The following is a 24463-nucleotide window of genomic DNA, read 5'->3' as shown; positions in this document are numbered from 1 at the left end:
CTCCTTTATATCATTATACGTTCATTATATAGAACAAAAGAGGCGATTAAAAGGGGATTTTAGTTTGTTTTTGAAAGAAAAGAAAAAAATGTTCGTTATATAGAAAAAATGCCTTTTATTCTCTCTGTTTGTACTTTATAATAGAATTATAATTCATTAAAAAGAACAAACGAGTGACATTTTTCCTGTTACTAAATGCATAGCTCGAATTATCTATCCAGTACAAGAAACAAATATATAGGATAAGCTCATCCTCCCTCGAACAGCCTTAGCCTAATATTTTCTTATCTAGCTCTTGTTAACAATTCTTTTGTAAGGCTCAATTCATAAACTTTGTTGCTTTTCGTATCAGTTTATCATCGATGATAGTACTTTGTTTCGGCTATCATTTCGTCTGTTTTTGATGGTAATCAAGAGTGAAATGGAGAATTTAGTGAGCCAGTTAGAAATAAAGGTACACCTAGCCCAGAATCAACAAGGAAAAATTGGCAGTATAAGAAAATATTAAAATGATGGGGTGCATGTAATGTATAAAAAAATGTGTTCACGTTGTTATCGTCCTTCCTTCAGTGCGACAGAGTTTGGTGACTGGCACTGCCCTACTTGCGGTCAAAACCTCACGAATAGTCCTTTCTTTAACGCGAATAGCTCCTTAGAAAAGCAATCAAGTTACATCCCAGCTACAAAAAAATTAGAAGCGTACCGAAAGCAGATGAAAAAAAGTTTGTAATACTCGACAAAATTAGCTACAGACTATGGAATTATGAAGAATTTCACCTATGGAAGGAGGGAAAATGTCACTATATAGCAAATATTGGTGATAAAAAATTCTGAAAATAAAGATTCGATAGACAAATTGTTACAAAAAATGGGAGGACACGTCTGTATAATGAGGAATATAGCAAATAACTACATCAGTTTAAAGGCAAACTCATTTAAAGATGAGGACGCAAAGCCACAGATCTACTGCTTATAACAAAATAAGCTATGATGGCTGGGTTGCCTGAAATACATCAGTATTTTAGGGGGAAGAATAATGGGGAAAATTGAACTGGATCTGGAGTGGATCCAACTAGTGAAAGAAGCTCTAGAAAGTGGAATTTCAAAAAATGAGATAAGAGAATTTTTGAAAACAAAGAAAATACCCACATCAAATGAAATGAGTCGAAATATTACAAAAAGTCTTGCATAATCTGCAAGACTTTATTTTTGTTCATTTCGCCATTTATTAAATTCGATAAATTCTTTGAATTGCTCTTTTGTGATACCAGAAGAAATAGCTTCTTGAGCAATATCTACCCAATCTGGATCGAGTGCATTGGTTTGTTTTGAATCAAATAATATTGACTCAATGGAGACATGAAGTGCAGACGAAATTTTTTCTAAAAATTGAACAGAAGGATTCTGCTGTAAATTACGCTCAAGCGCACTTAAATAAGATTTTGCGACGCCAGCTCGATCGGCTAGCTCAGTCATCGACATTTTTCTCTCCAGTCGCAATTGTTTTACACGTTCTCCAATCATAATCGACACCTCGTGATAAGTAGTAAACTACATTTATTAATAAAGTAACATATGTTAGCTATAGAGAACAAGTTCTCGTGAAAACATTTATAGGATTATTACTATTGTCCACTTGAATTAGACGTTAGTTTTGGTTTTAGTTTGATTTTTTTTCGAAAGGTTTCAATTAAGGGAGCACCTTCAAGACCTTGCTCAATCAGTTCATTTAGAAGTAATTCGGAGTAGTCTTTTGGTATTTTTTTAAGATGACCTTCCATCAACACACTAATCTTCCCATCAAGCTGCTTAATTCCGCGAATATGTATAAAGAAGGAAGCATAGTCGTTCTGAGGGTGAGTAATGACGACACGAATTTCTGTATCATCGGTGGTTTGTTGAATTTCTCGAAAGTAATCGTAATATTGACGAGAGGCAAAGGCTTCAACGAGCCACGTGCCTTTCAGATCTTCTTTATTAATAATTAGCCCATCTTCGATATCAATCGTCACAATTTCCTCTTGATCTATAATTTGAAAGGTAATAATTTTAAACGTTTTCATCGAATTCCTCCTTGGACATCATTCTAATCGGCTGCTTTCGCATTTGCTCAGTTTCCTTGACATCACTATACTACGGGTCCTCTTTTCGTATGATCTGAAGGGTGGATTTTAAAAAATGAACGATTTTCATACAGAATTTCTTCTTAAAGCAACAATTAAGAAGAATAGAGCCTTCTAATAAAAATTATATCATAGTAAAATCTGGAACACACATCTGAAAAAATTTTAAATTTGTTGGTTTGCTGAAATTTTACTAGAAAATGAATGAAAACTATTGAATTCCCCTAGCTGAATTCGGTAGTTAATGATGTAATTTTAAAAAGGAAGGAAGGAATCATCCATTTTACGTGCACCCACCTTCTCGATACAATGTGGTTAGAAGGGAGGGAGAGAATGATTAATCAAGTAACACTGGTCGGTCGACTGACAAAAGATCCAGTCCTAAAGCAAACCCGTGACGGTAAATCGGTATTAAATGTGACATTAGCTGTGAATCGCCACTACCGGAACGCTGCAGGTGAATTTGAAACGGATTTTGTTCTATGTACGCTCTGGAACAAAACGGCAGAAAACACCGCCGTCTATTGTGTGAAAGGATCGGTGGTCGGTATTATCGGAAAAATTCAAACGAGATACTACGAAAACACCGAAGGCAAACGAATTTACATGACCGAAGTATTCGGCGAAAGTGTTAAATTTTTAGGCCAAAAAACGCAACAAACGGCAGAAAATACCCATTTTACACCAGCAGAAGCTATTTTACCATAAGGAGGACCGCATCAGTGAGCAATCAAAACGAATTGAAAAAAATAGAACTACTTGTTGGTGAGCTAATTCTCAAACTAGGTCAAGCACGCTCGGAAATAGTCCAACTCCAAGAAAAAGTGTCCATCCTCGAGAAAAATACACTCACAGCATACTCAACTCTACCATTGACTCCAGTCGTAAAAGAAAATCAACTGTCCTCTTAACTTCCTCTATGCCCTCGTAATAGAGAGAAAAACATCTACCTCGTTTTAACCCTCGTCAAACTCCCCGTTGAGCCGGCTCCCCAACCGGCTCTTTTTTTGTGGATATTTATTGAGAAAACATTTTATTAGATGCTAAGAATTCGATTGATTATTGAGGCTGTTTTCGCAAAGATTGTGGCTTTTCGAATAGGAATATATTCCATGATTTGTATGACTTCGTGCTCTTTTCCTCATGAAAAATTCTCCATTTCTAGATAAAAGGTAAGAAATCAGTCGAAAAAACCTTACTGCCTGTTTTTTCTTTGTGCCAATAGCAACAAAGGATACGAAAAGAGCCATTATTAAAGGCTCCCCGTAAACGGGAAGCCTTCCAAACTAATGCTTATTTCAATGTAAGTAAGTCTTTTAAATCATGATCAGATAGCTCGGTAATCCAGGAATCGCTTTGGATGATGTCGTCGTTGAGTGCTTGTTTTTTCTCGAGCATCATGTCGATTTTTTCTTCGAGAGTACCGGATGTGATGAGCTTGTGCACGTGAACGAAGCGGTTTTGGCCGATTCGGTAGGCTCGGTCGGTTGCTTGGTTTTCGACTGCCGGATTCCACCAGCGATCATAGTGAATGACGTGATTGGCAGCGGTTAAGTTGAGACCGGTTCCGCCCGCTTTTAGGGAGAGCAGGAAGACGGGATACTTTCCGCTTTGGAAATCTTCGACGAGTTGATCTCGTTTTTGTTTTGGCATCGAGCCGTTGAGGAACGGCACATCGATGTCGAATTGTTCTTTCAGTAGCGTTTGTATCATTTCACCCATGGAAATGTATTGCGTGAAAATCAGACAGGCTTCACCAGATTCCAGCACGTTTTCCAGCACATCGACGAGCTTTGCTAACTTATAAGAGCGAGACAGCGTATGTTTTGGTTGTGGTTCCTTTAAGTATAGGGCTGGATGGTTGCAAAGCTGCTTCAGTCGATTAATCATTTGCAGAATGAGGCCTTTACGCTCAATGCCTTTGAGCTTATTTATTTGATCGAAAGTGTCCTGAATAAGCTGCTCATAAAGAGAGGCCTGCTCGGGTGTGAGCGGACAGTATTCCTTTTGTTCCAGTTTATCCGGTAAATTCAGCTCGACGTCGGGGTCTTTCTTCGTCCGGCGCAGCAGAAACGGTTTGATTTTTCCTTGAAGCTCACTAATTTTCTCACGAGAATCTTCTTTTTCAATCGGTAAAATATAGTGTTTTTGAAATTGAGCAAAGGTACCAAGGAAGCCTTTATTGGCAAAATCAAAAATCGACCACAGCTCAGAAAGACGATTTTCCATTGGTGTACCGGTTAAGGCAATATGATGACCGCTTTGGAGCTTGCGGATCGCCCGCGATTGTTTGGTTGATGAGTTTTTAATGTTTTGCGCTTCATCGAGAGCGATGGTGCTCCATTTCACCTCGGCGATTTCTTCCTCATCTAAATGACTCAATCCATAGGAGGTGACAACAACATCAACACCATCTAAACTCGCAGTGAACGCTTCTCCTTTGGCGCGGTTGCTTCCATAATGAAGCAACACGTTTAGCGAAGGGGAGAATTTTTCCAACTCTTTTTGCCAGTTTCCTAACACGGATGTCGGAGCGATAATGAGCGCGGGTGCTTCTAGCGCCTCTTGTTCCTTGACGGCTAGCAAATACGAGATGAGCTGAATTGTTTTTCCGAGTCCCATATCATCTGCGAGCACAGCACCAAAGCCGAAGCTTCGTAAAAATAAGAGCCAGCTTGTGCCTTGTTGTTGGTACGGACGCAGTGTGCCGAGTAAGGTATCAGGCGTTTCTATCATCGGAATTTCCGCTAAGTTTTGCAGCTGACTTACCATTTTTTTCAACGAACGATTTAATTCAATTTGGATGTTGGCAAATAGGCGAGGATCGTATTCTTCTTCCTCATCGGCTGTTTTCTCGCGGGTTCCCAGTTCTTGCTCCAGTAAATCTTGAATGCGTAAGCCATCTTTTTTCGCTTTTTCCATTAACTCTTGGATGCGGCGAATCATCGCAGGATCAAGGCTCATCCATTGTCCGTTAATCTGCACTAGGCGGCGCTGCTCGCTGACGAGTGAGTTGAAGTCTTTTTCCGATAGGTCCGTCCCGTTCATCGAGACTCGCCAGTCAAAATCGAGCACGGCATTCATGCCTACAAAGGACGGACGATACGAGCTTTCACTGTTTTTCACTTTCGCCTTGACGGTCATATTGGCTTCTTTCATGGCTAGCCACCAGGAAGGGAGGAAAATGTCAACGCCAAGAGCGAGGAGTTTTTCACTCGTAACCGTTAAAAATTCCCAGGCTTCATGTTCTGATAAGTCTGTTTTCAGTTTACCATGAGCGTTGAGTTCAGGAAAAACTGCGATCCAGCGTTGTTGCTCTTCTTTTACGGCCGGCAAATGTTTTTTCCATCCACGTGGCAATGGTTCCTTGCTGTTCGACTCGTAAAGGGTTTCTGATGATGGATCCTTTAAAATTGCTGTTAATTGCCAAGGTTGAGTTTCATCGTCAGGCTCCGACAAACGCAGTCCGATTGAAAAGGGGTGTTCGGGCTCGCTTAAGCCAATCCATTCACTCCAGCGCTTTTCATCAAAATAGGCCGCGATATCAGTTGACGTCAATTCACTATTTTCCAATAAGGAAAGCGAATGAGCCAAGCGCTTGAACTGCGGAGAATATTGAATATATTGTGCAACGCTTTCTTGAAACCACTGGGTCACCAGTTCACGCGCAGACATGTTTTCGGTGGCAGACTGCTGCCAAAAATCTTCGCCAAATTCATCCCAGACGTCTTCTGGGACGCGCCACTGAATTTTTTGATTCGAAAAAGTGGGAAGAAAGCTTCCTTGAGAAATCGAGTCGAGCATTGGTGTCGAGACCATCAGGAGCAGATTGGCAAGCTCGCCCCAGTCCCATTGAATGAGGCGACTGAAGCCTTCATTGCCAAACAGAGTCAGCAGATGATAGCTCGGAATGACCAGCCCTTCTTCGCCGCCAACTTTGGAGGGCTTAAACATCGTTCCAAAGAAGCTTTCTTCATGCCAAACGAAGAATTGCTTGCGCCAATCTTTTGGCGAAATAATCATTCCTGTAGGATCTTTCACCGTTAGAAAAAACGTTCCGTCCTGTGAGGGGCTGATATTTAAATGATAGCTATTCGTTTTAAGCATGAATCAATTTACCCTTTCTACATTCTTCGTGAAAAGCACGAAGGCGTTTTGTTTCGTCTAAAATATAGTCTAAATAGCGTTCCCATTGCTCTATTTTTTTCTGTTTTTTATACAGAGTGCGAATTTTTTTCATCACTCGTACCGCTTGCTTGTAGCTATCGCGGTTTCGGTTTGCAAGCAGGCTTTCCACCGCTTCATGATAGAGTGGTAGTCCAAGCTCAGGCTGCTGCTTCACAATTTCCTTCAGGCCAAGATACTCCATTTCGCCAATTTCATAGCCAAGCCACTGCTGCAGCTCGACCCACTCGCGATAATCCTCAGCATCAAAAAGAAAGCGACTGAGCGGATAATAACTATACGGAAGTAGCGTCAGAAGCAGCTGTTTATACAAACGCGGTTCCTGCCTCGCCATATATGAAGCATCAATCAACCCGATATACCAGCGGCTAAAATCGGAGCGCTCGTAATCATTTGGAATTTGCTCTAAATAGGCGCTAACATGAGGCAAACAGCTTGAAATCACGCTCACGGCCTTTTCAGGAGCTTGGTGCTGAAAAAAATAATACAACCAGTGCTCACTATAGCGAAATACATTCGCTGAGTGTTCCTTGGCTAACGTCAGGAACGTATCGGTTTCATCCAACAAGAGGAGCTGATGGAGCAGGGCGACCGTTTCCATTTCAGACCGCTGCGTAAAGGCCGATAATCGCTTTTTCTCTTCCTCGCGCCACTGCTTTTTGGTGAACAAAAAGAACCACAGTGTCCGGTACAAATCCATTCCTTCAATCGAAGCATCTTGCAAAGACGTCCACTTCAAGGAACGTTCTTTTAAAAATTTCATAAACGGATCAAACGCAAATGGCATAGCCGTAACGGACATTTGATAAACGCTGTCATACAATTCATCTAAAATAAATGAAAAAACAGACGTACCCCGTTTTGAAAAAATGGCCCCCTCTTTCTTAGCAAGCCATTCATATAATGTTTCATAGAGAAACACCGACACAAATAACTGATACAACGGCTTCCACTCTCGTTCCATCGGCGCGTCTTTCATAAATTTTCGGTGCAAGCTTTGGACGTTCATATCCAGCATAAATGAATTTTGCAGCCAGCTTTCTTTATCGACTTCGGCTAGTAGTGATTGGAAATAGTCATACCAGTTTTGTGGCGTTTGCCCCCGTAAGACGTCTCGCTGCAACAGCGAACTCGCCGTTTTCAACGCAGGGTGGAGATTCGTCAACTCGGCGGCTTTCTTCACTTCCGGAACGACCGAATCCTCGCCTTTCCAGGATTTAACCCACTCAGAAACCGAATTCACGCGCTGAAAAATCGTGAAAAAAACCGCCATACGGTGTCGACACCAGCCTGTTTCTGGACAAGAGCACCGACTCAATAACGGAAAATCTAAATCTAATTTAACCGACACAGGTGTCACATCTTGAACCTGCGCAGAAATCGTACTATCGAGCGTCTTCACATTGTACACGAGCTTTTGCCGGTGTAATAATAAACCTTTTTGAACCATTTTCAAATGAGCTGATTCCTTCGGGGTAAGCTCTTTTTTAATATCTTCACCAGAAGCCATTATTTTCTCAGTTAATTCTTCAAGTTTAGAAGACAAACGAACGCCTCCTTTTCGAGTTATCCTTCTAAAAATCCATATTCTTTCATTATAACCGAAAATGCCGGATTGTAGTTGTCAGAAATCCAAACAGAAAGAGTTAAGGAACAAAGATGTGTGCAACTTACCATATGTTTTAGGAAGAGAGGGTGTGCTAGGTGGTAGGAGGGATAAACTGTGGAAGTCGTGCATAACCGAGAAAAGATGTGCATATCGGGCACAAAGTCGTGCATACATCACGAAGATGTGCATTAGTCAGTCAAAGTAGAGCATCCCCCGCCTCCGCCAACCCATAAAAAAAGAGCCCTAACGCTCGAGGCTCTTAAACAGTTTATCTTTCAACTAATCCAAAAAGAATATTCTTCATGATTAAATATCGATTCATCTCTTTCAGTTCCTTCACCTTTACTTGTGAGGGATGAAGGGGGGTGATGATGGGCGATTGATCCCCGGCTATAGCTTTTTTGTTTGGGAGGAAGAGGTCGCCTTTTTCGATACCGTCTTTTACTTCCATTAGGTTGTTGACTTCGAGACCTTTTGTGACGTGTATTTTCATCGTGGAGCCATTTGGACGGATGCCCCAGACGAAATAGTCTAGTCCGTTCATTTCGACACTTTTCTTCGGAAGGACGTTGACGTCGGTTGCTTCAGCGGTGATGATGTCGACGCTGACATGATAGCCAGGCCAAAGGGTTTCCGCTTCTTCAACAGGGATTTCTACGTCTTCATCAGTCTCCGTATCCTCGTCAGCATCAAGATCTTCAGATTCCCCGTCACTATCAGAGAATTCATTCACTTCCTCTTCTTCCGGTGTCAGCAGAATGGAGTAAGGGTAGCGACTTTCGGTCATGGAGTCCGGTTCTTGAGCTGGATAGGTTTCAATTTCACTGACCGCCCCGTCGAAAGATTCCTTAAGGACGAGAGAGGTGACAACTGTTTTCATGGCTGGCTTCACGGTAGCGGTTTCGGCTTCTGAAAGTGTACCGGTAATCATCGTGCTATCGGATTTTATGGTGATAAAAGGGTTGTCCAATGAGTAGGAGATCTCTCCTACAATGCCAGCTACTTTGCTTTCAACCGTTCCACCGGATTGTTCATTTTTCAAATCAATCAGTTCATCTTTATACTTCAATGACTGTGCCTCAAGTAAGTCGAGCTTCACTTCCGCAGCGGCGATGTCAGCATCGAGGCTGTACTCGATTTGAAGCTTACTTGCTTTTTCTTCGCTATGATCTTCTTCCCCCGTGGAGTTGAAGCTTGGTAGTGAGCGCGAGGTAGATTTTAAATTAGAAATATATGTTTTAACACTTTTAATTTCAACATCTACTACGTCTTTTTGACGCTCTACTTCTGCCACCTCTTCGTCTAGTTCATCCGAATCGTAAGCGAAAAGTGGTGTGCCGACCTCGATTGTGTCGCCTTCTTCGACGAAAATCTCAGAGAACGAGCGATTTTCGTCAATAGTTACATAGAATTCATCCAATGGGACGACAACCCCCTCCGACTTTAGCACATCGCGCAAAGTGGAAGTACCCACATAATCCCAATCGGCAATGTAACTTATTTTCGGAATGGATGAGAGATTCCGTTGAATGAAAAAGACATTCAGGGTGATCAATAAAATGCTAAATAATAAGAGTAGGTTCTTTTTTTTCATCATGGTCACAGCCTTTTACAATATACTCGTAAAGTCGATGTATTCTAATAGTGTGGATGCACCCCAAAATAACAGGTGAATGAAACAAATATAAAATAGGAGTAGGGCAGGTCTTCGTTCCGTGAGCAGGGATAATCCACGGAATTGCAAGTAGATGGCCCATCCTTTAAATAACGAAATTGCCCCGGCGAAATAGATAATTGCTTTTAGATTTGTTATTTCTTCCGCGATTACACCGAGTGAAAAGGGAGAATAATACCATTCCACATTTAAGGTGAACACCAGAACTAAATACATCACACGTTCAATTAAAAGTGGGAGAAACGAAATCATTCCGACAATAAATAGTTTGTGAAAGCTCTCTTCCGAAATGCTCCAAAAAAAGATCGTCGGCAAGAATAGATAGAAGAGTGAGAAGAAGATTCCTGCTAGTAAACTACCGAGTAAAAAATATACATGTTGGGCGGTTAGTTCACCTAAGGTGTTGGTGACAATATGCGGAGCTAAAATATTTGTTCCTATTCCAAAGCTTGCATTCACAGTGAAAATGAGTCCGCTAAAAAGAATAAGTAGGAACATCTTCGCCCAAGGCCATTTGATCGCCTCCACCATCCCTAATTGATAAAAAGAAGTAGACGGCTGGCGCAGATTTTTCCAAAAGTTAAATTTAAATTTCATGTATGTTATCCTCCAATGAGCAGAATCCTCTCTTTATTCTACAGCATTCGCAGGTGACTTTTCCATAAAATGTAGAAATAACTCAAAATAATAAAAGCATCGGAAATTTCCGATGCTCAACGGGCTTCAATCATTATAAAATGTATGGTAAGTAAGTAACACCGATAATAAATAAAGTGGTAATAACAAAGATACTAATGTACATCACTCGAGTATTCCTTGATTTTCTTACTTTAATTTCTTCAGGTGTATAAAATTTCAAGTCTCTCATCCTCCTTGGATTTCGATAGCTGGCTAGCATAGTCTAAAAGACCTTAGCTCCTTAAGCTTTGCGCCATTACCTTTAAGCAATTCTGCCATTTTCGTTCCACCTACCTATTTTAACTACGAAATTATGAAAATAAAATAGGTAAATAGTAATTTGTTGAAAAACGTCGAATACTATTCCTGGAAATAGATAGAATATTTGGTATGAAGTAATTGTAAAATAAAGGGTTACGTTTTGAGTGGTAAAATGGTACTATTATAGTTGTGAAGTAGGTACATAATTACTAAGGATAAGGAGGATTGAATGACCAAGTTTTTTATTTGCATTGAATCAAACCAGAAACCGATAAAAATCAGTAAACAGTCCAGCTACAGGATTATGGTTGACGGTAGGTTAAATTCAGATGGTTCCATCACGATTCATTCTCACTCCAGCTTGGCTTTAGCTTTACAAAGCACACTTCTCTGTTCGCTGCCTTCAAAGAATCTACCATCACATCCCACCACTATGCTAATACTCCCAGTTACCGAAGGAAGTACAAAAGTCAGCGTCTGGTCTAGTAATCTCGCGGAACCGTTGATGATCATTCATATTTCTGAGATGAAAGTCACAGTCGAGCCGCATCCTTCTTTAACGAAACGTATCAATCAAGAGCTTGCCTACAGACTAGTCGCTTCCTTCCTTGTCAGACAAAATAAGCAACAAGCTACCTACCTGATTAACCCTCAATCTAGCAGAAGAAGAAGGGAAAAAAACTCACAACTTAAGTCATTAAGTAGAAAATTGCCAGAAGATCAATAAATTGTCATGAATATTAGTAGTTATTTGTAAATTAATAAGGCTGTTTTCGTAAAGATTGTCGCTTTTCGAATTAGCTATCATTTCGTGATGAAGAATGACTTCGGGCATCTTTTCACATCATTTTTAACCCGAAATGAGGTAAGAAAAGAGTGTCTCCATCTTTTTTGTATGCTAAAACAACAAAGTATGCGAGAAGAGCCTTTATAAAAAAACAATTGTAGATAATTGTAATTTAATTGTATAATATAAAAATCGAAGAGGTTTTTTACTGAGCCAAAATGGATATAGAGTAGTAGAATAATAATTAGGAGGGTTAGTTTTGCGTTCTTCAATGATAGACGATCAAAATAAACTAAAATATCTTTTAACAAAAGCGATGGATGAAGGAAATAATGGCAATATGGATACAGCAAAAATGATGGACTGGCTTAAACGTGAACTTGTAAGCACAACCCAATATCAAGAAGAAAAAGCGATATAGCTTTTTTGAATATAGATATAGAAAAAAGAACTTTTTCAACTGCTGATAGGGTTCTTTTTTGGATTTTCTTCTTCTTTCATAAGTATTTCTCTAGCGCGAAGTAGAAAAATCGAGTGATGTCACGAATTAATTCGCACTATTACATCGCACTAAAATATTGGGAAATCCTGCCGGCAAGAATCTCCAAAAAATCTTGGCTTAGTATAGGAAAGTACGTCTCCGTGTATTCTAATAGAAAAGCTGTTTTCGCCCCCTAAAAGGAATGTTCCATTGGCTCGGAAGTGCGATAACAACAATGTGTACGAAAAGATCCAATAAGAAAGAAGGGATGCTCTGTGAACCATTTTTATCAAAAACAACCACAAGTTAAAGACCCGATGAACAACGTTACGGAGAAGGTTGAGCGGTTCGAAGTCGCCTATAATCAAATTCATGATGAACTCGAGAAGTTGTCGACGAATAAGGATGCACATGGATTTGTTGACCTTCTCTATGATACAAAGCATCGATATGCGTCGATTCGCCATTATTTTGAGGATCTTAAAAGCTATGCGCGTTTACGAAATGCCCTCGTGCATGAGAAAACGAAACGAGATTATTATATCGCAGACCCGCACGAAGAGGTCGTCACACGAATTGAGGAAATTGCTGCATTCTTGCAGTCGCCACCGAACGCCACTCAACTTGCTTCGTCTCCGGTAAAGCTCTATGATACAGACGAGTTGGTAACCGATGTGCTAACAGATATGCTTCAACACTCCTTTTCACAATTTCCGGTTTATCAGGACGGGAAATTTTCCTTTTTGATGACCGAGCGAGCGATCGTCAATTATGTAGCGGAGCAGTTAACGGACCAATCGGTTCACTTTAGAGACGAGAAGGTGACCGTTTTGAAAAAGTATGAACCTCAAAGCGTCGTCAAATTTGTTTCAGATAAGGTTAATGTGATCGATATTGAAACGATTTTTGAAGATAAGCAGAAAAAAAAGCAGAAGCTTGAGGCGATTATCGTCACGGAAAATGGGAAGAAGAGTGAAGCACCGTTAGGGATCATTACTTCATGGGATTTATTGAAGTTGGAAGACTGATAGTCAATACGCCTTCGATCATATGAACGAAGGCGTATTGACTATCAGTTTATAGACGGTGCATAGGGAAGTAAGAAATGATGGTGCAGAACGTCTGATAATTACCGATCATTTCGTACGGTGCTGCAATGGAGTGTCCTGTTTTTTACATGTAAACAACTATTAAAATAACCTCGCCTACTGCAACAATCAATCGAGATTGAGCAACAAAACTACCCCAAATCGAGCGGAAAACATGTATCTCCACTAGAAATGTTCATACAAGGAAAAAGTGATACACAAAACTTAAAAAGTCGTACATATTCACGGCCTGTTGCCCTTGTTGCGAGACTGGATTATTACGGCTGTTTTAGCAAAGCTTGTGGCTTTTCGTATAGGTTCCGCTTCTTTTAAATAGCTACACTACGGGTCATTTTTTCGTTTCAATTGGTAGTCTTGTTCAGAAAAATGAACGAATTTTATTCAGAATTTCTTCTTAAAGCAACAATCCATACGAAAAGAGCCATTATTAAAGGTTTAGATGCTTTTTCAATTCCTGCTGCACTATTTGTTGCTCTTCTTTCGCCACAATATAATAATAGATTTCTTTTTCGCCATTGCTGATCATCGCCCCTGAGCCTTCGAGTTGTCTCTGGTTGATGTTCTGGGTGGCGCTCTTGTAGTTCTGTTGAATATCGACCATTTCAGCGAGGGACAGATTGGTTTTCACGTTGTTTCCGATTGATTTGAAGATATCGCCGAAATTCCAAAGAGACGAGACGCTCGCTCCTTCTTTGATGATGGCTTGGATAATCTGTCGTTGTCTGGCTTGTCTTCCGAAATCGTTATTGGGATCATTTTTTCTCATTCGTGAAAATAGAAGGGCTTCTTCGCCGTTCAGCGTTAGTGTACCTTCGGTGAATGTCTTACCTTTGTAAGTAAAGTTCAACTCGTTTTGGACGGTTACGCCACCGACTGCATTGACGATATCTTCTAATCCTTCCATATTGATTTTTGCGTAATAGTCAATTGGAATATCGAGGAAGGCTTCCACGGTATCCAAAGACATGTCGATGCCCCCGTAGGCGTAAGCGTGGTTAATTTTGTCTTCAAAGTCTTTTCCGATGATTTCAGTACGGGTGTCTCGTGGGATACTGACCATTTTGGTGGAATTCTCCTGTGGATTTACGGTCACGACGATCATCGTATCGGAACGTCCTCTGTCCCCTTGTCGTTCATCAACTCCAAGCAATAGAACGGAAAAAGGCTGTTTCTTGTTAAGACTTAAATTTTCCTCACGTTTATCCGACTTTGCTCGTGCCTCATTTTCATTCATCGCCACCATCGTATTATTTAGTGAATGGTAAATGGAGTAGACATACGAACCAGCGGCTACGAATAGAAGAATCGATAGGAAACCGAATATTTTAATCCAACGTTTCTTTTTTTTATGCTTATCAGCTCTCAATTCTCTTCCCACCTTATGAAGATTTTTACTAGAATATAGTCTATTATACTCAAAAATGAAGAATATTAGTAGAATTTGTCAAAATGAACAGAAATAATGACCGTCTTCCATTATACTAGAATAGAAGTTTACGAAAGGGAGAGGGTATTTTGATAAAAAAATTTGCGAGTATCTTGCTAGTTATCCTAGTGATGAGCTCCTATGAAGTGAATAGTGTTGATGCGAGTATCAATCGAATCAGTGGTGAAAACCGCTATGATACAGCTGTAGAAATTTCGCGAGCAGGCTGGGACGATTCTAATACGGTTGTCTTGGCGAGCGGAGAAACTTTTCCTGACGCATTAGCAGGAGGGCCGTTGGCGTATATGCTTGAAGCACCAATATTACTGACGACGAAAAATAAATTACCGAGTGAAACATTGGAAGAATTGCAACGCTTAAATGTACAAGAGGTGTATCTCTTAGGCGGTAAAGCAGCCATTGCGGAATCGGTTGAGAATGAATTAGCAGAAATCGTTGGTGAAATCAACCGAATTGGCGGGGCTGACCGGTTTGAAACAGCGGCGCAAATTGCCAGCTACCTGCCGTCATCCAAAGCGGTCGTGGCTAATGGGAGAAACTTCCCGGACGCACTAGCTGTTGCCCCGTATGCGGCCAAACAGGGAATTCCGATTGTGTTAACCGATACAGCGACGTTACCTTCATCGACAAAAAAAGTAACGGATCAAAAAAGCAAAACCATTGTCGTTGGAAGCTATGGCGTGATTTCAGCGAAAGTGGAAGAGAAATTGCCTTCTCCAACTCGTTACGGTGGGGAAAATCGCTTTGAAACAGCGAAGAAGATCACCGAAGCCTTCCCAATGGGATCAACTCAAGCTTATGTGGCAACCGGAGAAAGCTTTGCCGATGCTCTAGCGGGATCCGTACTAGCAGCGACGAAAAATGCGCCGATTTTGTTAGTGAAAAAAGAAGAAATCCCCGATCCTGTTGAAGGATTGGTGGAAAACTATGACGCTCATACGATTCTAGGTGGCGTGAATGCCGTTTCAGCGACCGTTCAACAAAATCTTAGTGGTGATTCCGCAGAATTCGCCTTCCAAGGAGTTTCTGTTGGTAGCACTGAAACTGAATTACTTTCTGAATTAGGAAATCCACAACGAATCGAATCAGCTCGTTATGATTTTGACTGGTATATTTATAATCAAAATTATGCGAAGTATTTACAAGTGGGCGTTAGCGGAGGAGAGGTTGTGGCGCTATTTGTTAACTCGGATAGCTGGACGTCTGAGCACGGTCTTCAACTAGGTCTTAGCCAATCAAGAGTAGCGGAAATACTGGCAGAAATAGGAGCAGAATCCTCCTCATCTCAGAACAAAGACTATCTCTACAAAGGGATGAATCTTCAGTTCTATTACGATCAGTATGACGGCAATACATTAAGTGGACTGCAACTCATGAAGGAAGACTTGAAAAGTGGATATCGTCAGGCAAGTGGTACGACGTTAAGAGAGGGCTTTGAGCGGCAAATTTTAGACATCACCAATGCGTATCGTGTTCGCCATAATGTGGCGACTCTGCAAGAGGATGAGAAGATTGAAGTTGTTGCAAGAACTCATAGTCAAGACATGGCCGAGCGTTCGTTTTTTGATCACACCAACCCCGATGGTTTGTCGCCGTTTCAGCGGATGGCTGCAGCGGGGATTACGTATCGTGCGGCCGGTGAAAATATTGCGGCGGGCTACTACAATGCGATTGCTGTTCATGATGGCTGGGTGAACTCAGCGGGACATCGTCAAAACATCCTGAGCGCTGCGTATGAACGATTAGGAGTTGGCGTTCATTTTGGCGGTTCGTATGGCGTGTATTATACGCAAAACTTTTATACACCTAAGTAAGTTCGAATGACTGAACAAGTGAGATTAAGGATATAGAAGTAGAGGGTAACCGAGCCTAGAGTCATTTTTAGGCTCGGTTTTCTGTAGATAAACTAGAAACATCTCCCATGATTGGGAATGTAGCAATTTGTCGAAAATAAGCAAATAGCTTGACAGGATAGTAGACTGAAGTCATCAAAACTAGAAATAAATTGGGAAAAACACCGCTTACATTGGTAGCAACGACCAGTAAATCCATAGATTCCTAGCAAGTAACCTCTTAATCCATGTTACCATTTAGACGAAGTAAAGAGAGAGGGCGACAATCCTCATCGACTAAACAAAAAAGCCATAAAAAACACCCTTTGGAGGAAAAGCCGATGAAAAAGACGTTACTTACTTTAACAACAGCAGCTTTTTTAACTACTGGATTCGCTTCTACAGCAGGCGCAGCGAGCTATACAGTAAAATCAGGTGATTCACTTTCACTCATTGCCAAAAACTACGGCACAACCGTAACCTCATTAAAACAAGCCAACCATCTAACAGGTGACCTCATCTATATTAATCAAACATTAGCAGTACCAGATGGGAGTACAGCAAGCACATACACGGTTCGGTCTGGTGATTATCTTTATAAAATCGCTAAAATATATGGGCTGTCGGTACCTGAGCTAAAAAACTTGAATGGATTAACTTCTGATCTCATTTATGTGGGACAAACATTAAAGGTAGCGGGAACAGCAGCTACACCTGAGCCGAAGCAAACAACGATGTATACTGTGCAAGCAGGTGACACGCTTTCTCATATCGCTAAGCGAAATAGCATGAGTGTATCGCAGTTAAAAGATTTGAATTCTCTTAGTTCTGATTTAATTTATGTTGGTCAAACCTTGAAGGTATCTACTGCAGCAGTTACACCTGAACCAACGAATGCCTTCGCGGTTGCTACCTTGATTTCTGAAGCGAAGAAGGTACTTGGCACTCCTTATCTTTGGGCTGGAACAACGCCAAGTGGCTTTGATTGTTCAGGATTTATTTATTATGCGTTCAATCAAGCTGGAAAAGACCTAGCTCGAACGAACACAGATGGTTATTATAGTCTGTCTGTTAGTGTGTCCAATCCTCAGCCAGGTGATTTAGTCTTTTTTGAAAACACGTATAAATCAGGTATTTCTCATATGGGCATCTATTTAGGAAATAACGAGTTTATTCACGCTTCTTCCTCCAAGGGAGTCAGTGTAACATCACTTTCGAATACCTACTGGGGACCAAAATTCGCTGGCTATAAGCGTATAAAATAAAAAAAAGCAGAAATCCAAGCGGGTTTCTGCTTTTTTTATTTAGGCTGTTTTCGCAAAATTTGTTGCTTTTCGAACCAGTTAATAATTGGTGATATAGCTTTGTTTCGGGTATTATTTCGTCAATTTTTGATGGGAATCAACGTTGAAATGGGTGATTTAATCAAAAATAAGATGAAATAGCCACAATGTATACTAAGAGAGCCATACAAAAAAGTCTTTATTTAAGAATTTAACTCCAAATGCGTTTTCATTTCATTCTGTATTTTGACAACTTCCTCATCTGGGATGATATAGTACCAAATCCCATTCATCGTTTCACCGTAGCCTGTATCAATCGAAACCTGGTTGATTGATTTGGTGGCACTTTTATAGTTTTTCTGAATATCGACCATTTCTGAGAAGGTCAGATTTGTTTTGATATTATTGCCAAGTGTGGAAAAAATGTCTTGGAAATTCCATAAGCTCGAAAGACTGGCGCCCTCTTTCATCACTCCTTGAATGATTTGGCGTTGACGAAGTTGTCGTCCAAAATCACCTCGTGGATCTTTGTATCTCATCCGAGAAAATACTAGTGCTTTTTCCCCACTTAATTGTAGGGTACCTTCTGGGTATGAGAATCCAGCATCATTAAAGGCAAAATCATTTTCAACAGTCACCCCACCAACCGCATCGACAATTTCTGCGAAGCCTTCCATGTTAATCTGCACAAAATAATCAATCGGAATATCTAAAAAGTTTTCCACAGTATCCATCGCCATGTCGACTCCTCCAAAAGCATAGGAATGATTGATTTTGTCGGTTGTCCCGTGACCAATGATATCTGTATACGTATCACGCGGGATGCTCAGCATCTTCACCGATTTCAGCTCAGGATTGACTGCCAAGACGATCATCGTGTCCGATCGACCTTTATCACCTTCACGTTCATCAACGCCTAACAGAAGCACCGAGAAGGGTTCTTTCTTCGAAAAAGTCAGTTCCTCGACTCGCTTTGGCGACTTATCTCGACTCGTTTCGGTATGCATCGAGGAAATCGCTGAATTAAATGAGTGGTAAATCGAATATAGATAGGCAGCAAGGCCAATAATAATAATGCTAACAATAATGAGTAGGTATTTAAGCCATTTTCTTTTCTTTTTTATATGTTTATCTGATCGCATCAAATTATTCCTTTCTTTACTTAGGTACAAGCATTAGCATATCAAAAAAAAAGGAAAATACAATATGAAAATGTCGGAAAACAACAAAAAGAGAATCCAGACACTAAGTCTAGATTCTATCAAGAGTTATTGAATGAGTAGGTCTGTAATAGCCGATGCCCAAGCTTTGTGACCTTTATCATTGGGGTTACTTTCTTCGTCCAAGTAATCCTTGATGAGAATATCATCCGTTGCTGGCCAGTTTTCCCAGTGATTAATATAAGGAATTTCGTTTTCTTCTACGTATTCTGCTAACGCGTTCACCTGATTTTGATAACCATTAGGCATATAGAGCGGTTGAGGTGGCATCAGTATAAAGACGGTATCAGGGTTCTCTTTTGAAAAAGCTGTTTGAATGTTCTCGATAATAAGTAATGAGTCCTCAATCAGAACGAGCCCGTTGTCATTTAGGGTAAACGGCTCAAAAATAATTAAGTCAGGTTTTTGTTCAATCGCCTCTTCATACACTGAATCCTCAACGAATGAGGTGGTTGTATTATTATAAGGAAGAGAGTAGGTCGTAATCGTGTCGTCAAAGTTCTCTTCTATCTTTTTGGTTACGAGTTGATCCCAACCATTCTCAACGGAATTCATAGCATCAGAACCGATAATAGCAATGGAAAAGGGTGTACCCTCAAGTAAAGCTTCTTCGTAGGTAGCTTTAGCTTGTGCAGGCCATCCTCCTGTTAAATTTAAATAAACATCGAAATTATCATTCGTAATAATGCGTACTTTATCGCTTTTTTCCTTATTCTCAACTTGCCTATCTTCTGATTTTGCATCAGTAATAGTCGTTTGTTGTTTCCAGTAGATATTTCCGGAAACAAGAATAGCCAGGCATGTAATCGTCATCAAGCCCATAAGAAAGCCTTTCATTGTCATTCCTCCCCGTATTACAGTAAAAAGTAAATAATGCCATTTTAGCGATTGCCCTTCCATTTCTATTCCAAATGGTTTTTAATTAAGTAGCAGGGCAATTACAAGATAACTAAAATTATGACAACATTTGATAAAATTTACAAGCTTTTATGCTATAATACTACAAGCGTTTGCCAGATTCATATAGTAGAGTAATAATTTTTTATAGGAGGAAATTATGGAAGAAACAATTAGTTTGAAAGAGTTATTTGACACCTTAAAGAAACGCATTGGCTTAATCACTAGTATTACATTACTAGCTGTGATGGTTAGTGGTTTAGCGAGCTTCTTTTTATTAACCCCGATTTATCAATCATCTACGCAACTATTAGTGAATAAATCAAACTCAGGTGAGCAAGCAGCCTTTAATACAAGTGATATACAAACGAATTTACAATTGATCAATACGTATAGCGTGATTATGAAAAGTCCGGTCATATTGGAAAAAGTGATTGATGAATTGAATCTTGAAACAACAGTAGGAGGGTTAAATGAACAATTAACCGTTCAGAGTCAAAAGGATTCGCAAGTTGTTGGGATTACGGTTCAAAGTGAGGATCCGCAGACGGCTGTGGATATTGCGAATAAAACAGCGGAAGTGTTTCAACGTGAAATCGTCGAAATTATGAATGTTGATAATATCACGGTTCTAGCAAAAGCAGAGATGGGTGACAAGCAATCTCCGATTAAACCACAACCGGTATTAAATATGGCGATTGCGCTAGTTGTCGGTTTAATGACAGCGGTAGGACTAGCATTTTTACTAGAATTCTTAGATAACACCGTTAAAACCGAGCAAGATGTCGAAAAATTACTTGAACTTCCAGTTTTAGGTGTGGTTACGAAAATGGATAACGCGGAAATAGAGTCAGCTGCAAGACGTGTTGACCGGAATAGACAATTACGAGGTGAGACTCTTGGCTCTTAATAAACGAAAAAAAGTAGAGATGAATAAAAATAAACGTAACATCATTACCCACTTAAATCCCAAATCACCAATCTCAGAGCAATATAAAACAATAAGAACGAATATCCAGTACTCGGTTGTTGATCAGGAAGTACGTTCGATCATGGTGACATCTTCTGGTCCTGGGGAAGGAAAATCGACCACAATCGCTAACTTAGCTGTCGTGTTTGCTCAGCAAGGGAAGAAAGTACTAATGATTGATGCGGACATGCGCAAACCAACGGCACATTATACGTTTAACTTAACCAACACTGTTGGACTTACAAATGTATTGACGAAGCAAGTATCGTTACGAGAAGCAGCGAAGGAAACAGATATTAAAAACTTAGACTTACTCCCATGTGGGCCGACACCACCGAACCCTGCGGAGTTACTAAGCTCGAAGTCAATGGAGAATTTTTTGAAAGTAGCCTATGAAGACTATGATCTTTTATTATTTGATACCCCGCCACTATTAGCGGTGACAGATGCACAGGTGATTGCTAATCAGGTAGATGGTACGATTTTGGTTGTCTCATCTGGTGGTACGAATCAGGATGCGCTCATAAAAGCAAAAGAACTACTCGTAAACGCGAAGGCGAAAGTAATGGGTGTGGTTCTCAATAATAGGAGCATGAAGGATTCCAATTATTACTACTACTACGGAAATAATTAGACGAAATCCGACAAAATCACCCATAGCCATCTAATCTTAACTATGTTAAGATAATGTCCGCGTGTGAAAAGGAGGAAAAGCAATGATTGATATTCATAGTCATATTCTACCTGGTATCGATGATGGTGCCAAAGAACTACAAAACAGCATCGAGATGGCTCGACAAGCCGTAAAAGAAGGTGTGAAAGCAATCATTGCGACTCCGCATCTGAATAGCAAATACCATAATAAAAAAGACGATATCTTAATGGCGACGCAACAGCTAAACAATACCTTACAAAAAGAACAGATTCAGTTACAGGTACTTCCAGGACAAGAACCACGAATTTATGGGGAAATTTTAGAAGACTATCGAAGTGGTGATATTCTGACCCTCAATCACTCAAACTACTTATTTATCGAATTTCCATCGAACCAGATTCCAAGATACGCTAGACATCTATTATATGAGATTCAACTAGAAGGCTTAACACCTGTCATCGTTCATCCCGAACGGAACACAGAGATCTCAGAAGACCCAAATAAACTTTATGAATTGATCCAAAACGGAGCCTTAAGCCAAGTGACCGCTTCAAGTGTCGCAGGTACCTTCGGCAAGAAGACACAAAAGCTATCGTTTCAACTTATCGAAGCCAATCTGACCCATTTTATCGCATCGGATGCTCACAATATCACAAGTCGTGGCTTTAACATCGAAGAAGCCTTCGACGTGATTGATAAAAGGCTAGGAAATGATTGGGTTTATTATTTTGACGAAAACTCGTACTTAGTGACGGAGAATCAAGTGGTGATGAAAGACACGCCCCAGCAAGTTCAGCGAAAAAAGATATTGGGGATTTTTTAACAAGGCTCTTTTCCTAAACTTTGCTTGCTCCTAGCTCAAAGAAAAAACAGGCAGGAAGTCTTTATCGAGTTGTTTCTTCCCTTTAATGTAGAAATCAAAATTTCTCATTAGGAAGAGAGTACGAAGTCATATAAGTCAAGGGTTAAATCCCTATTCGGAAAGCCACAATTTTTGCGAAAACAACTACTACTCGATAGCTTGTAGGTGATGCCTCCTAACCTTTATCAACGGAGGCACTCGGTCATATCGTGGGTATTGAGACTCAATACCTTAGACACGGTTGTTGTCGGTGATATGGTGTGAGGAGGGGTTGAATGCCCTATATATTCTTTTGAATTTTATACAAAGGTGAACTTATTTTTATGACTCCGTTTCAAACATTACCAAAAACCATTAAGAAAACCGTTCAATACATTCAACAAGATGCGGAATTAAAACAACTGCTTCTAATTGAAAACATGATTCATGAAAGCATCGCCAAGCGAAAAGAAACGTTAAAGATCAATGCATAAATATCTAACGAAAAGACAACTGGCTCCTTGTTTTTTCATTGGATATTTATTTTGAAGTAACTTGAAGAAAGGAAGGAATATCAAATGTCATATGAAAGAAGAAGGCTCTCGTTACTACTATTACTAGACTCGGTGATTGTACTGTTTGCGATTTTTGCTAGTTATATCATCCTTCACCCTTATGACCTAGATGGTAATTGGGGACTATTGACCGTGAGTGCGATTTCTCTCTTGATTTGTCATCATGCCTTTGCAATAAAGTATCGCCTTTATCATAAAGCGTGGGCCTATGCGAGTGTCGGAGAATTAACCGTCATCGTTAAATCGGTTAGTTTCTCGATTGTTGCGGCAGCGGTTATTCAATTTGCTGTGCAACAGGATATCTACTTTCGCGTATTAGCGATTACGTGGATGTTGCATGTGATTCTAATTGGGGGCTCTCGTTTTTCTTGGCGGGTATACAGAGATGTGTATATGAAGCCAAAAGTAGAAAAAAAGCGGACATTAATCGTTGGCGCTGGAGCAGCCGGATCGATGGCCATTCGCCAGCTAACCCACAGTGACGACTCAGAATTACAACCAGTAGTAATGGTCGATGATAACCCTAAAAAGCAGAAGCTGCAAATTCAAGGTGTAACTGTTGAAGGTGCCATTGCTAATATCGAGGAGCTTGTTGAAAAGCATCAAGTCGAGCAAATTATCATTGCGATTCCTTCCTTAAGCAAGCATGAATTACAGCGGATTTATAAAGAATGCAGGAAATCAAAAGCGAAAACGAAAATCATGCCACTAATTGAAGACGTGTTGACTGGGAAGGTATCCGTCAGTCAGATTCGAGAGGTTGAAGTAGAGGATTTATTAGGAAGAGAACCTGTTCAACTAGATATCGAGTCGATTTCCGATATGGTATCCGGAAAAACGATTTTAGTCACAGGAGCGGGAGGATCGATTGGTTCGGAAATTTGCCGTCAATTGACCCATTTTGCTCCAAAAAAACTTCTACTATTAGGTCATGGAGAAAATAGTATCTATCTCATTGATTTGGAATTACGGAAAAAATATGGGCAAGATATAGACATTATCCCGGTTATAGCGGATGTCCAGGATCGTGACCGTATGTTTGACGTGATGAGTGAGCATCGTCCGGATGTCGTTTATCATGCGGCTGCTCATAAGCATGTCCCGTTAATGGAGTTTAATCCTAAAGAAGCGGTGAAAAACAATGTCATTGGCACGAAGAATGTCGCTGAAGCAGCCGATATGAGCGGTGTCAGTACCTTTGTGATGGTTTCGACGGATAAGGCAGTGAATCCAACGAATGTGATGGGCTCAACAAAAAGAATTGCTGAAATGGTTGTGCAGAACTTGGATGCCCATAGCTCGACTAAATTTGTCGCCGTTCGATTTGGAAATGTATTAGGAAGTCGCGGCAGTGTGATTCCGTTGTTTAAAAGACAAATTGAAGCAGGGGGTCCGGTCACGGTCACCCATCCTGATATGACAAGATATTTCATGACGATTCCAGAAGCTTCTCGATTGGTGCTACAAGCAGGTTCATTGGCTCGTGGTGGCGAGATATTTGTCCTCGATATGGGTGAGCCGGTGAAGATTGTTGATCTGGCGAAGAACTTGATTCAATTATCCGGTTATACCATTGACGAAATCGGTTTATCCTTCTCAGGCATTCGCCCTGGCGAGAAGATGTATGAAGAGTTACTAGGTGAGGGTGAGATTCACGGCGAAGCGATTTTCCCGAAGATATTTATTGGAAAGTCAGTTAAAGTGGACTATGATCGTGTTAGCCATTTAATTGAAAACCACGAAACAAGTGGAGAAGAATATATTTCGCAATATGTTTTGAATTTAGCGAATAGTAAGGAAGAAGAGTTATTAGTGAAAACCGCGAACTAAGGGGG

Annotated in this window: 22 protein-coding genes and 2 riboswitches; of the genes, 13 read left to right on the top strand and 9 right to left on the bottom strand. The window is 40.4% G+C overall.

What is annotated here, in order from left to right:
- Nucleotides 1-914 precede the first annotated feature (914 nt).
- Nucleotides 915-1007: riboswitch (cyclic di-GMP riboswitch) on the top strand.
- Between the two features lie 29 nt (nt 1008-1036).
- On the top strand, nt 1037-1192 hold the full coding sequence (locus tag U8D43_RS10805) for an anti-repressor SinI family protein (RefSeq protein ID WP_335871190.1): 156 nt from the start codon (nt 1037-1039) through the stop codon (nt 1190-1192).
- 11 nt (nt 1193-1203) lie between these two features.
- Here the strand turns inward: U8D43_RS10805 and U8D43_RS10800 are convergent, their stop codons facing one another.
- Nucleotides 1204-1524 carry a helix-turn-helix domain-containing protein gene (locus U8D43_RS10800; RefSeq protein WP_335871189.1) on the bottom strand — a complete coding sequence of 107 codons (321 nt, stop codon included), beginning with the start codon at nt 1522-1524 and terminating at the stop codon, nt 1204-1206.
- Between the two features lie 101 nt (nt 1525-1625).
- Nucleotides 1626-2063, bottom strand: a complete 438-nt coding sequence (locus tag U8D43_RS10795) for a YwpF family protein (protein ID WP_335871188.1) — start codon at nt 2061-2063, stop codon at nt 1626-1628.
- Nucleotides 2064-2456: 393 nt separating this feature from the next.
- Here U8D43_RS10795 and U8D43_RS10790 point away from each other — a divergent pair, with 393 nt between their 5' ends.
- Together U8D43_RS10790 and U8D43_RS10785 are read left to right on the top strand one after the other, a co-directional pair.
- On the top strand, nt 2457-2831 hold the full coding sequence (locus tag U8D43_RS10790; protein ID WP_335871187.1) for a single-stranded DNA-binding protein: 375 nt from the start codon (nt 2457-2459) through the stop codon (nt 2829-2831).
- 14 nt (nt 2832-2845) lie between these two features.
- Nucleotides 2846-3034, top strand: a complete 189-nt coding sequence (locus U8D43_RS10785; RefSeq protein ID WP_335871186.1) for a hypothetical protein — start codon at nt 2846-2848, stop codon at nt 3032-3034.
- 382 nt (nt 3035-3416) lie between these two features.
- Here U8D43_RS10785 and U8D43_RS10780 read toward each other — a convergent pair whose 3' ends face one another.
- The 4 genes from U8D43_RS10780 to U8D43_RS10765 all read right to left on the bottom strand — a co-directional run bounded on the left by U8D43_RS10780 (nt 3417) and on the right by U8D43_RS10765 (nt 10189).
- Nucleotides 3417-6230 (bottom strand): DEAD/DEAH box helicase, encoded by a 2814-nt coding sequence (locus U8D43_RS10780; RefSeq protein ID WP_335871185.1) that lies wholly within the window; start codon nt 6228-6230, stop codon nt 3417-3419.
- Nucleotides 6223-7854 carry an SWIM zinc finger family protein gene (locus U8D43_RS10775; protein WP_335871184.1) on the bottom strand — a complete coding sequence of 544 codons (1632 nt, stop codon included), beginning with the start codon at nt 7852-7854 and terminating at the stop codon, nt 6223-6225. The genes U8D43_RS10780 and U8D43_RS10775 overlap by 8 nt, the downstream gene beginning before the upstream one ends.
- A gap of 331 nt (nt 7855-8185) precedes the next feature.
- Nucleotides 8186-9514: an efflux RND transporter periplasmic adaptor subunit gene (locus tag U8D43_RS10770; RefSeq protein ID WP_335871183.1), complete on the bottom strand. Its 1329-nt coding sequence runs from the start codon at nt 9512-9514 to the stop codon at nt 8186-8188.
- A 12-nt stretch (nt 9515-9526) separates the two neighbouring features.
- On the bottom strand, nt 9527-10189 hold the full coding sequence (locus U8D43_RS10765) for a hypothetical protein (protein ID WP_335871182.1): 663 nt from the start codon (nt 10187-10189) through the stop codon (nt 9527-9529).
- A gap of 282 nt (nt 10190-10471) precedes the next feature.
- Nucleotides 10472-10557, bottom strand: a riboswitch (cyclic di-GMP riboswitch).
- 203 nt (nt 10558-10760) lie between these two features.
- On the opposite strand from U8D43_RS10765, the gene U8D43_RS10760 reads away from it, so the two are divergent.
- From U8D43_RS10760 to U8D43_RS10750, 3 genes are all read left to right on the top strand, one after another.
- Nucleotides 10761-11258, top strand: a complete 498-nt coding sequence (locus U8D43_RS10760) for a hypothetical protein (protein ID WP_335871181.1) — start codon at nt 10761-10763, stop codon at nt 11256-11258.
- Nucleotides 11259-11577: 319 nt separating this feature from the next.
- Nucleotides 11578-11739, top strand: a complete 162-nt coding sequence (locus U8D43_RS10755) for a hypothetical protein (protein ID WP_335871180.1) — start codon at nt 11578-11580, stop codon at nt 11737-11739.
- 335 nt (nt 11740-12074) lie between these two features.
- Nucleotides 12075-12827: a hypothetical protein gene (locus tag U8D43_RS10750; RefSeq protein ID WP_335871179.1), complete on the top strand. Its 753-nt coding sequence runs from the start codon at nt 12075-12077 to the stop codon at nt 12825-12827.
- A 508-nt stretch (nt 12828-13335) separates the two neighbouring features.
- Here U8D43_RS10750 and U8D43_RS10745 read toward each other — a convergent pair.
- Entirely contained in the window at nt 13336-14274 is a 939-nt protein-coding gene (locus U8D43_RS10745; RefSeq protein WP_335871178.1) for an LCP family glycopolymer transferase, read from the bottom strand.
- A 149-nt stretch (nt 14275-14423) separates the two neighbouring features.
- Here U8D43_RS10745 and U8D43_RS10740 point away from each other — a divergent pair, with 149 nt between their 5' ends.
- Both U8D43_RS10740 and U8D43_RS10735 read left to right on the top strand, forming a co-directional pair.
- A complete protein-coding gene (locus U8D43_RS10740) occupies nt 14424-16169 on the top strand; it encodes a cell wall-binding repeat-containing protein (protein ID WP_335871177.1) in 1746 nt (581 codons plus the stop codon).
- Nucleotides 16170-16528: 359 nt separating this feature from the next.
- On the top strand, nt 16529-17452 hold the full coding sequence (locus U8D43_RS10735; RefSeq protein ID WP_335871176.1) for a C40 family peptidase: 924 nt from the start codon (nt 16529-16531) through the stop codon (nt 17450-17452).
- Between the two features lie 221 nt (nt 17453-17673).
- Here the strand turns inward: U8D43_RS10735 and U8D43_RS10730 are convergent, their stop codons facing one another.
- Together U8D43_RS10730 and U8D43_RS10725 are read right to left on the bottom strand one after the other, a co-directional pair.
- On the bottom strand, nt 17674-18612 hold the full coding sequence (locus U8D43_RS10730) for an LCP family glycopolymer transferase (RefSeq protein ID WP_335871175.1): 939 nt from the start codon (nt 18610-18612) through the stop codon (nt 17674-17676).
- Between the two features lie 126 nt (nt 18613-18738).
- A complete protein-coding gene (locus U8D43_RS10725) occupies nt 18739-19527 on the bottom strand; it encodes an SGNH/GDSL hydrolase family protein (protein WP_335871174.1) in 789 nt (262 codons plus the stop codon).
- A gap of 220 nt (nt 19528-19747) precedes the next feature.
- Here U8D43_RS10725 and U8D43_RS10720 point away from each other — a divergent pair, with 220 nt between their 5' ends.
- The 5 genes from U8D43_RS10720 to U8D43_RS10700 all read left to right on the top strand — a co-directional run bounded on the left by U8D43_RS10720 (nt 19748) and on the right by U8D43_RS10700 (nt 24458).
- Entirely contained in the window at nt 19748-20497 is a 750-nt protein-coding gene (locus U8D43_RS10720) for a YveK family protein (RefSeq protein ID WP_335871173.1), read from the top strand.
- 19 nt (nt 20498-20516) lie between these two features.
- Nucleotides 20517-21191 (top strand): CpsD/CapB family tyrosine-protein kinase, encoded by a 675-nt coding sequence (locus U8D43_RS10715; RefSeq protein WP_335871205.1) that lies wholly within the window; start codon nt 20517-20519, stop codon nt 21189-21191.
- Between the two features lie 82 nt (nt 21192-21273).
- Nucleotides 21274-22035, top strand: coding sequence for a tyrosine-protein phosphatase (locus U8D43_RS10710; RefSeq protein WP_335871172.1), 762 nt, complete (start codon nt 21274-21276; stop codon nt 22033-22035).
- A gap of 362 nt (nt 22036-22397) precedes the next feature.
- Entirely contained in the window at nt 22398-22547 is a 150-nt protein-coding gene (locus tag U8D43_RS10705; protein ID WP_335871171.1) for a hypothetical protein, read from the top strand.
- Between the two features lie 84 nt (nt 22548-22631).
- Nucleotides 22632-24458 carry a polysaccharide biosynthesis protein gene (locus U8D43_RS10700; protein ID WP_335871170.1) on the top strand — a complete coding sequence of 609 codons (1827 nt, stop codon included), beginning with the start codon at nt 22632-22634 and terminating at the stop codon, nt 24456-24458.
- The last annotated feature ends 5 nt before the right edge of the window (nt 24459-24463 follow it).

Origin of the sequence: Bacillus sp. 2205SS5-2 (genome assembly GCF_037024155.1) — a bacterium.
GTDB lineage: Bacteria > Bacillota > Bacilli > Bacillales > Bacillaceae_K > Bacillus_CI.
Note: the sequence above shows the minus strand (reverse complement) of the source record. Positions and strands in the feature narration are given on the sequence as shown.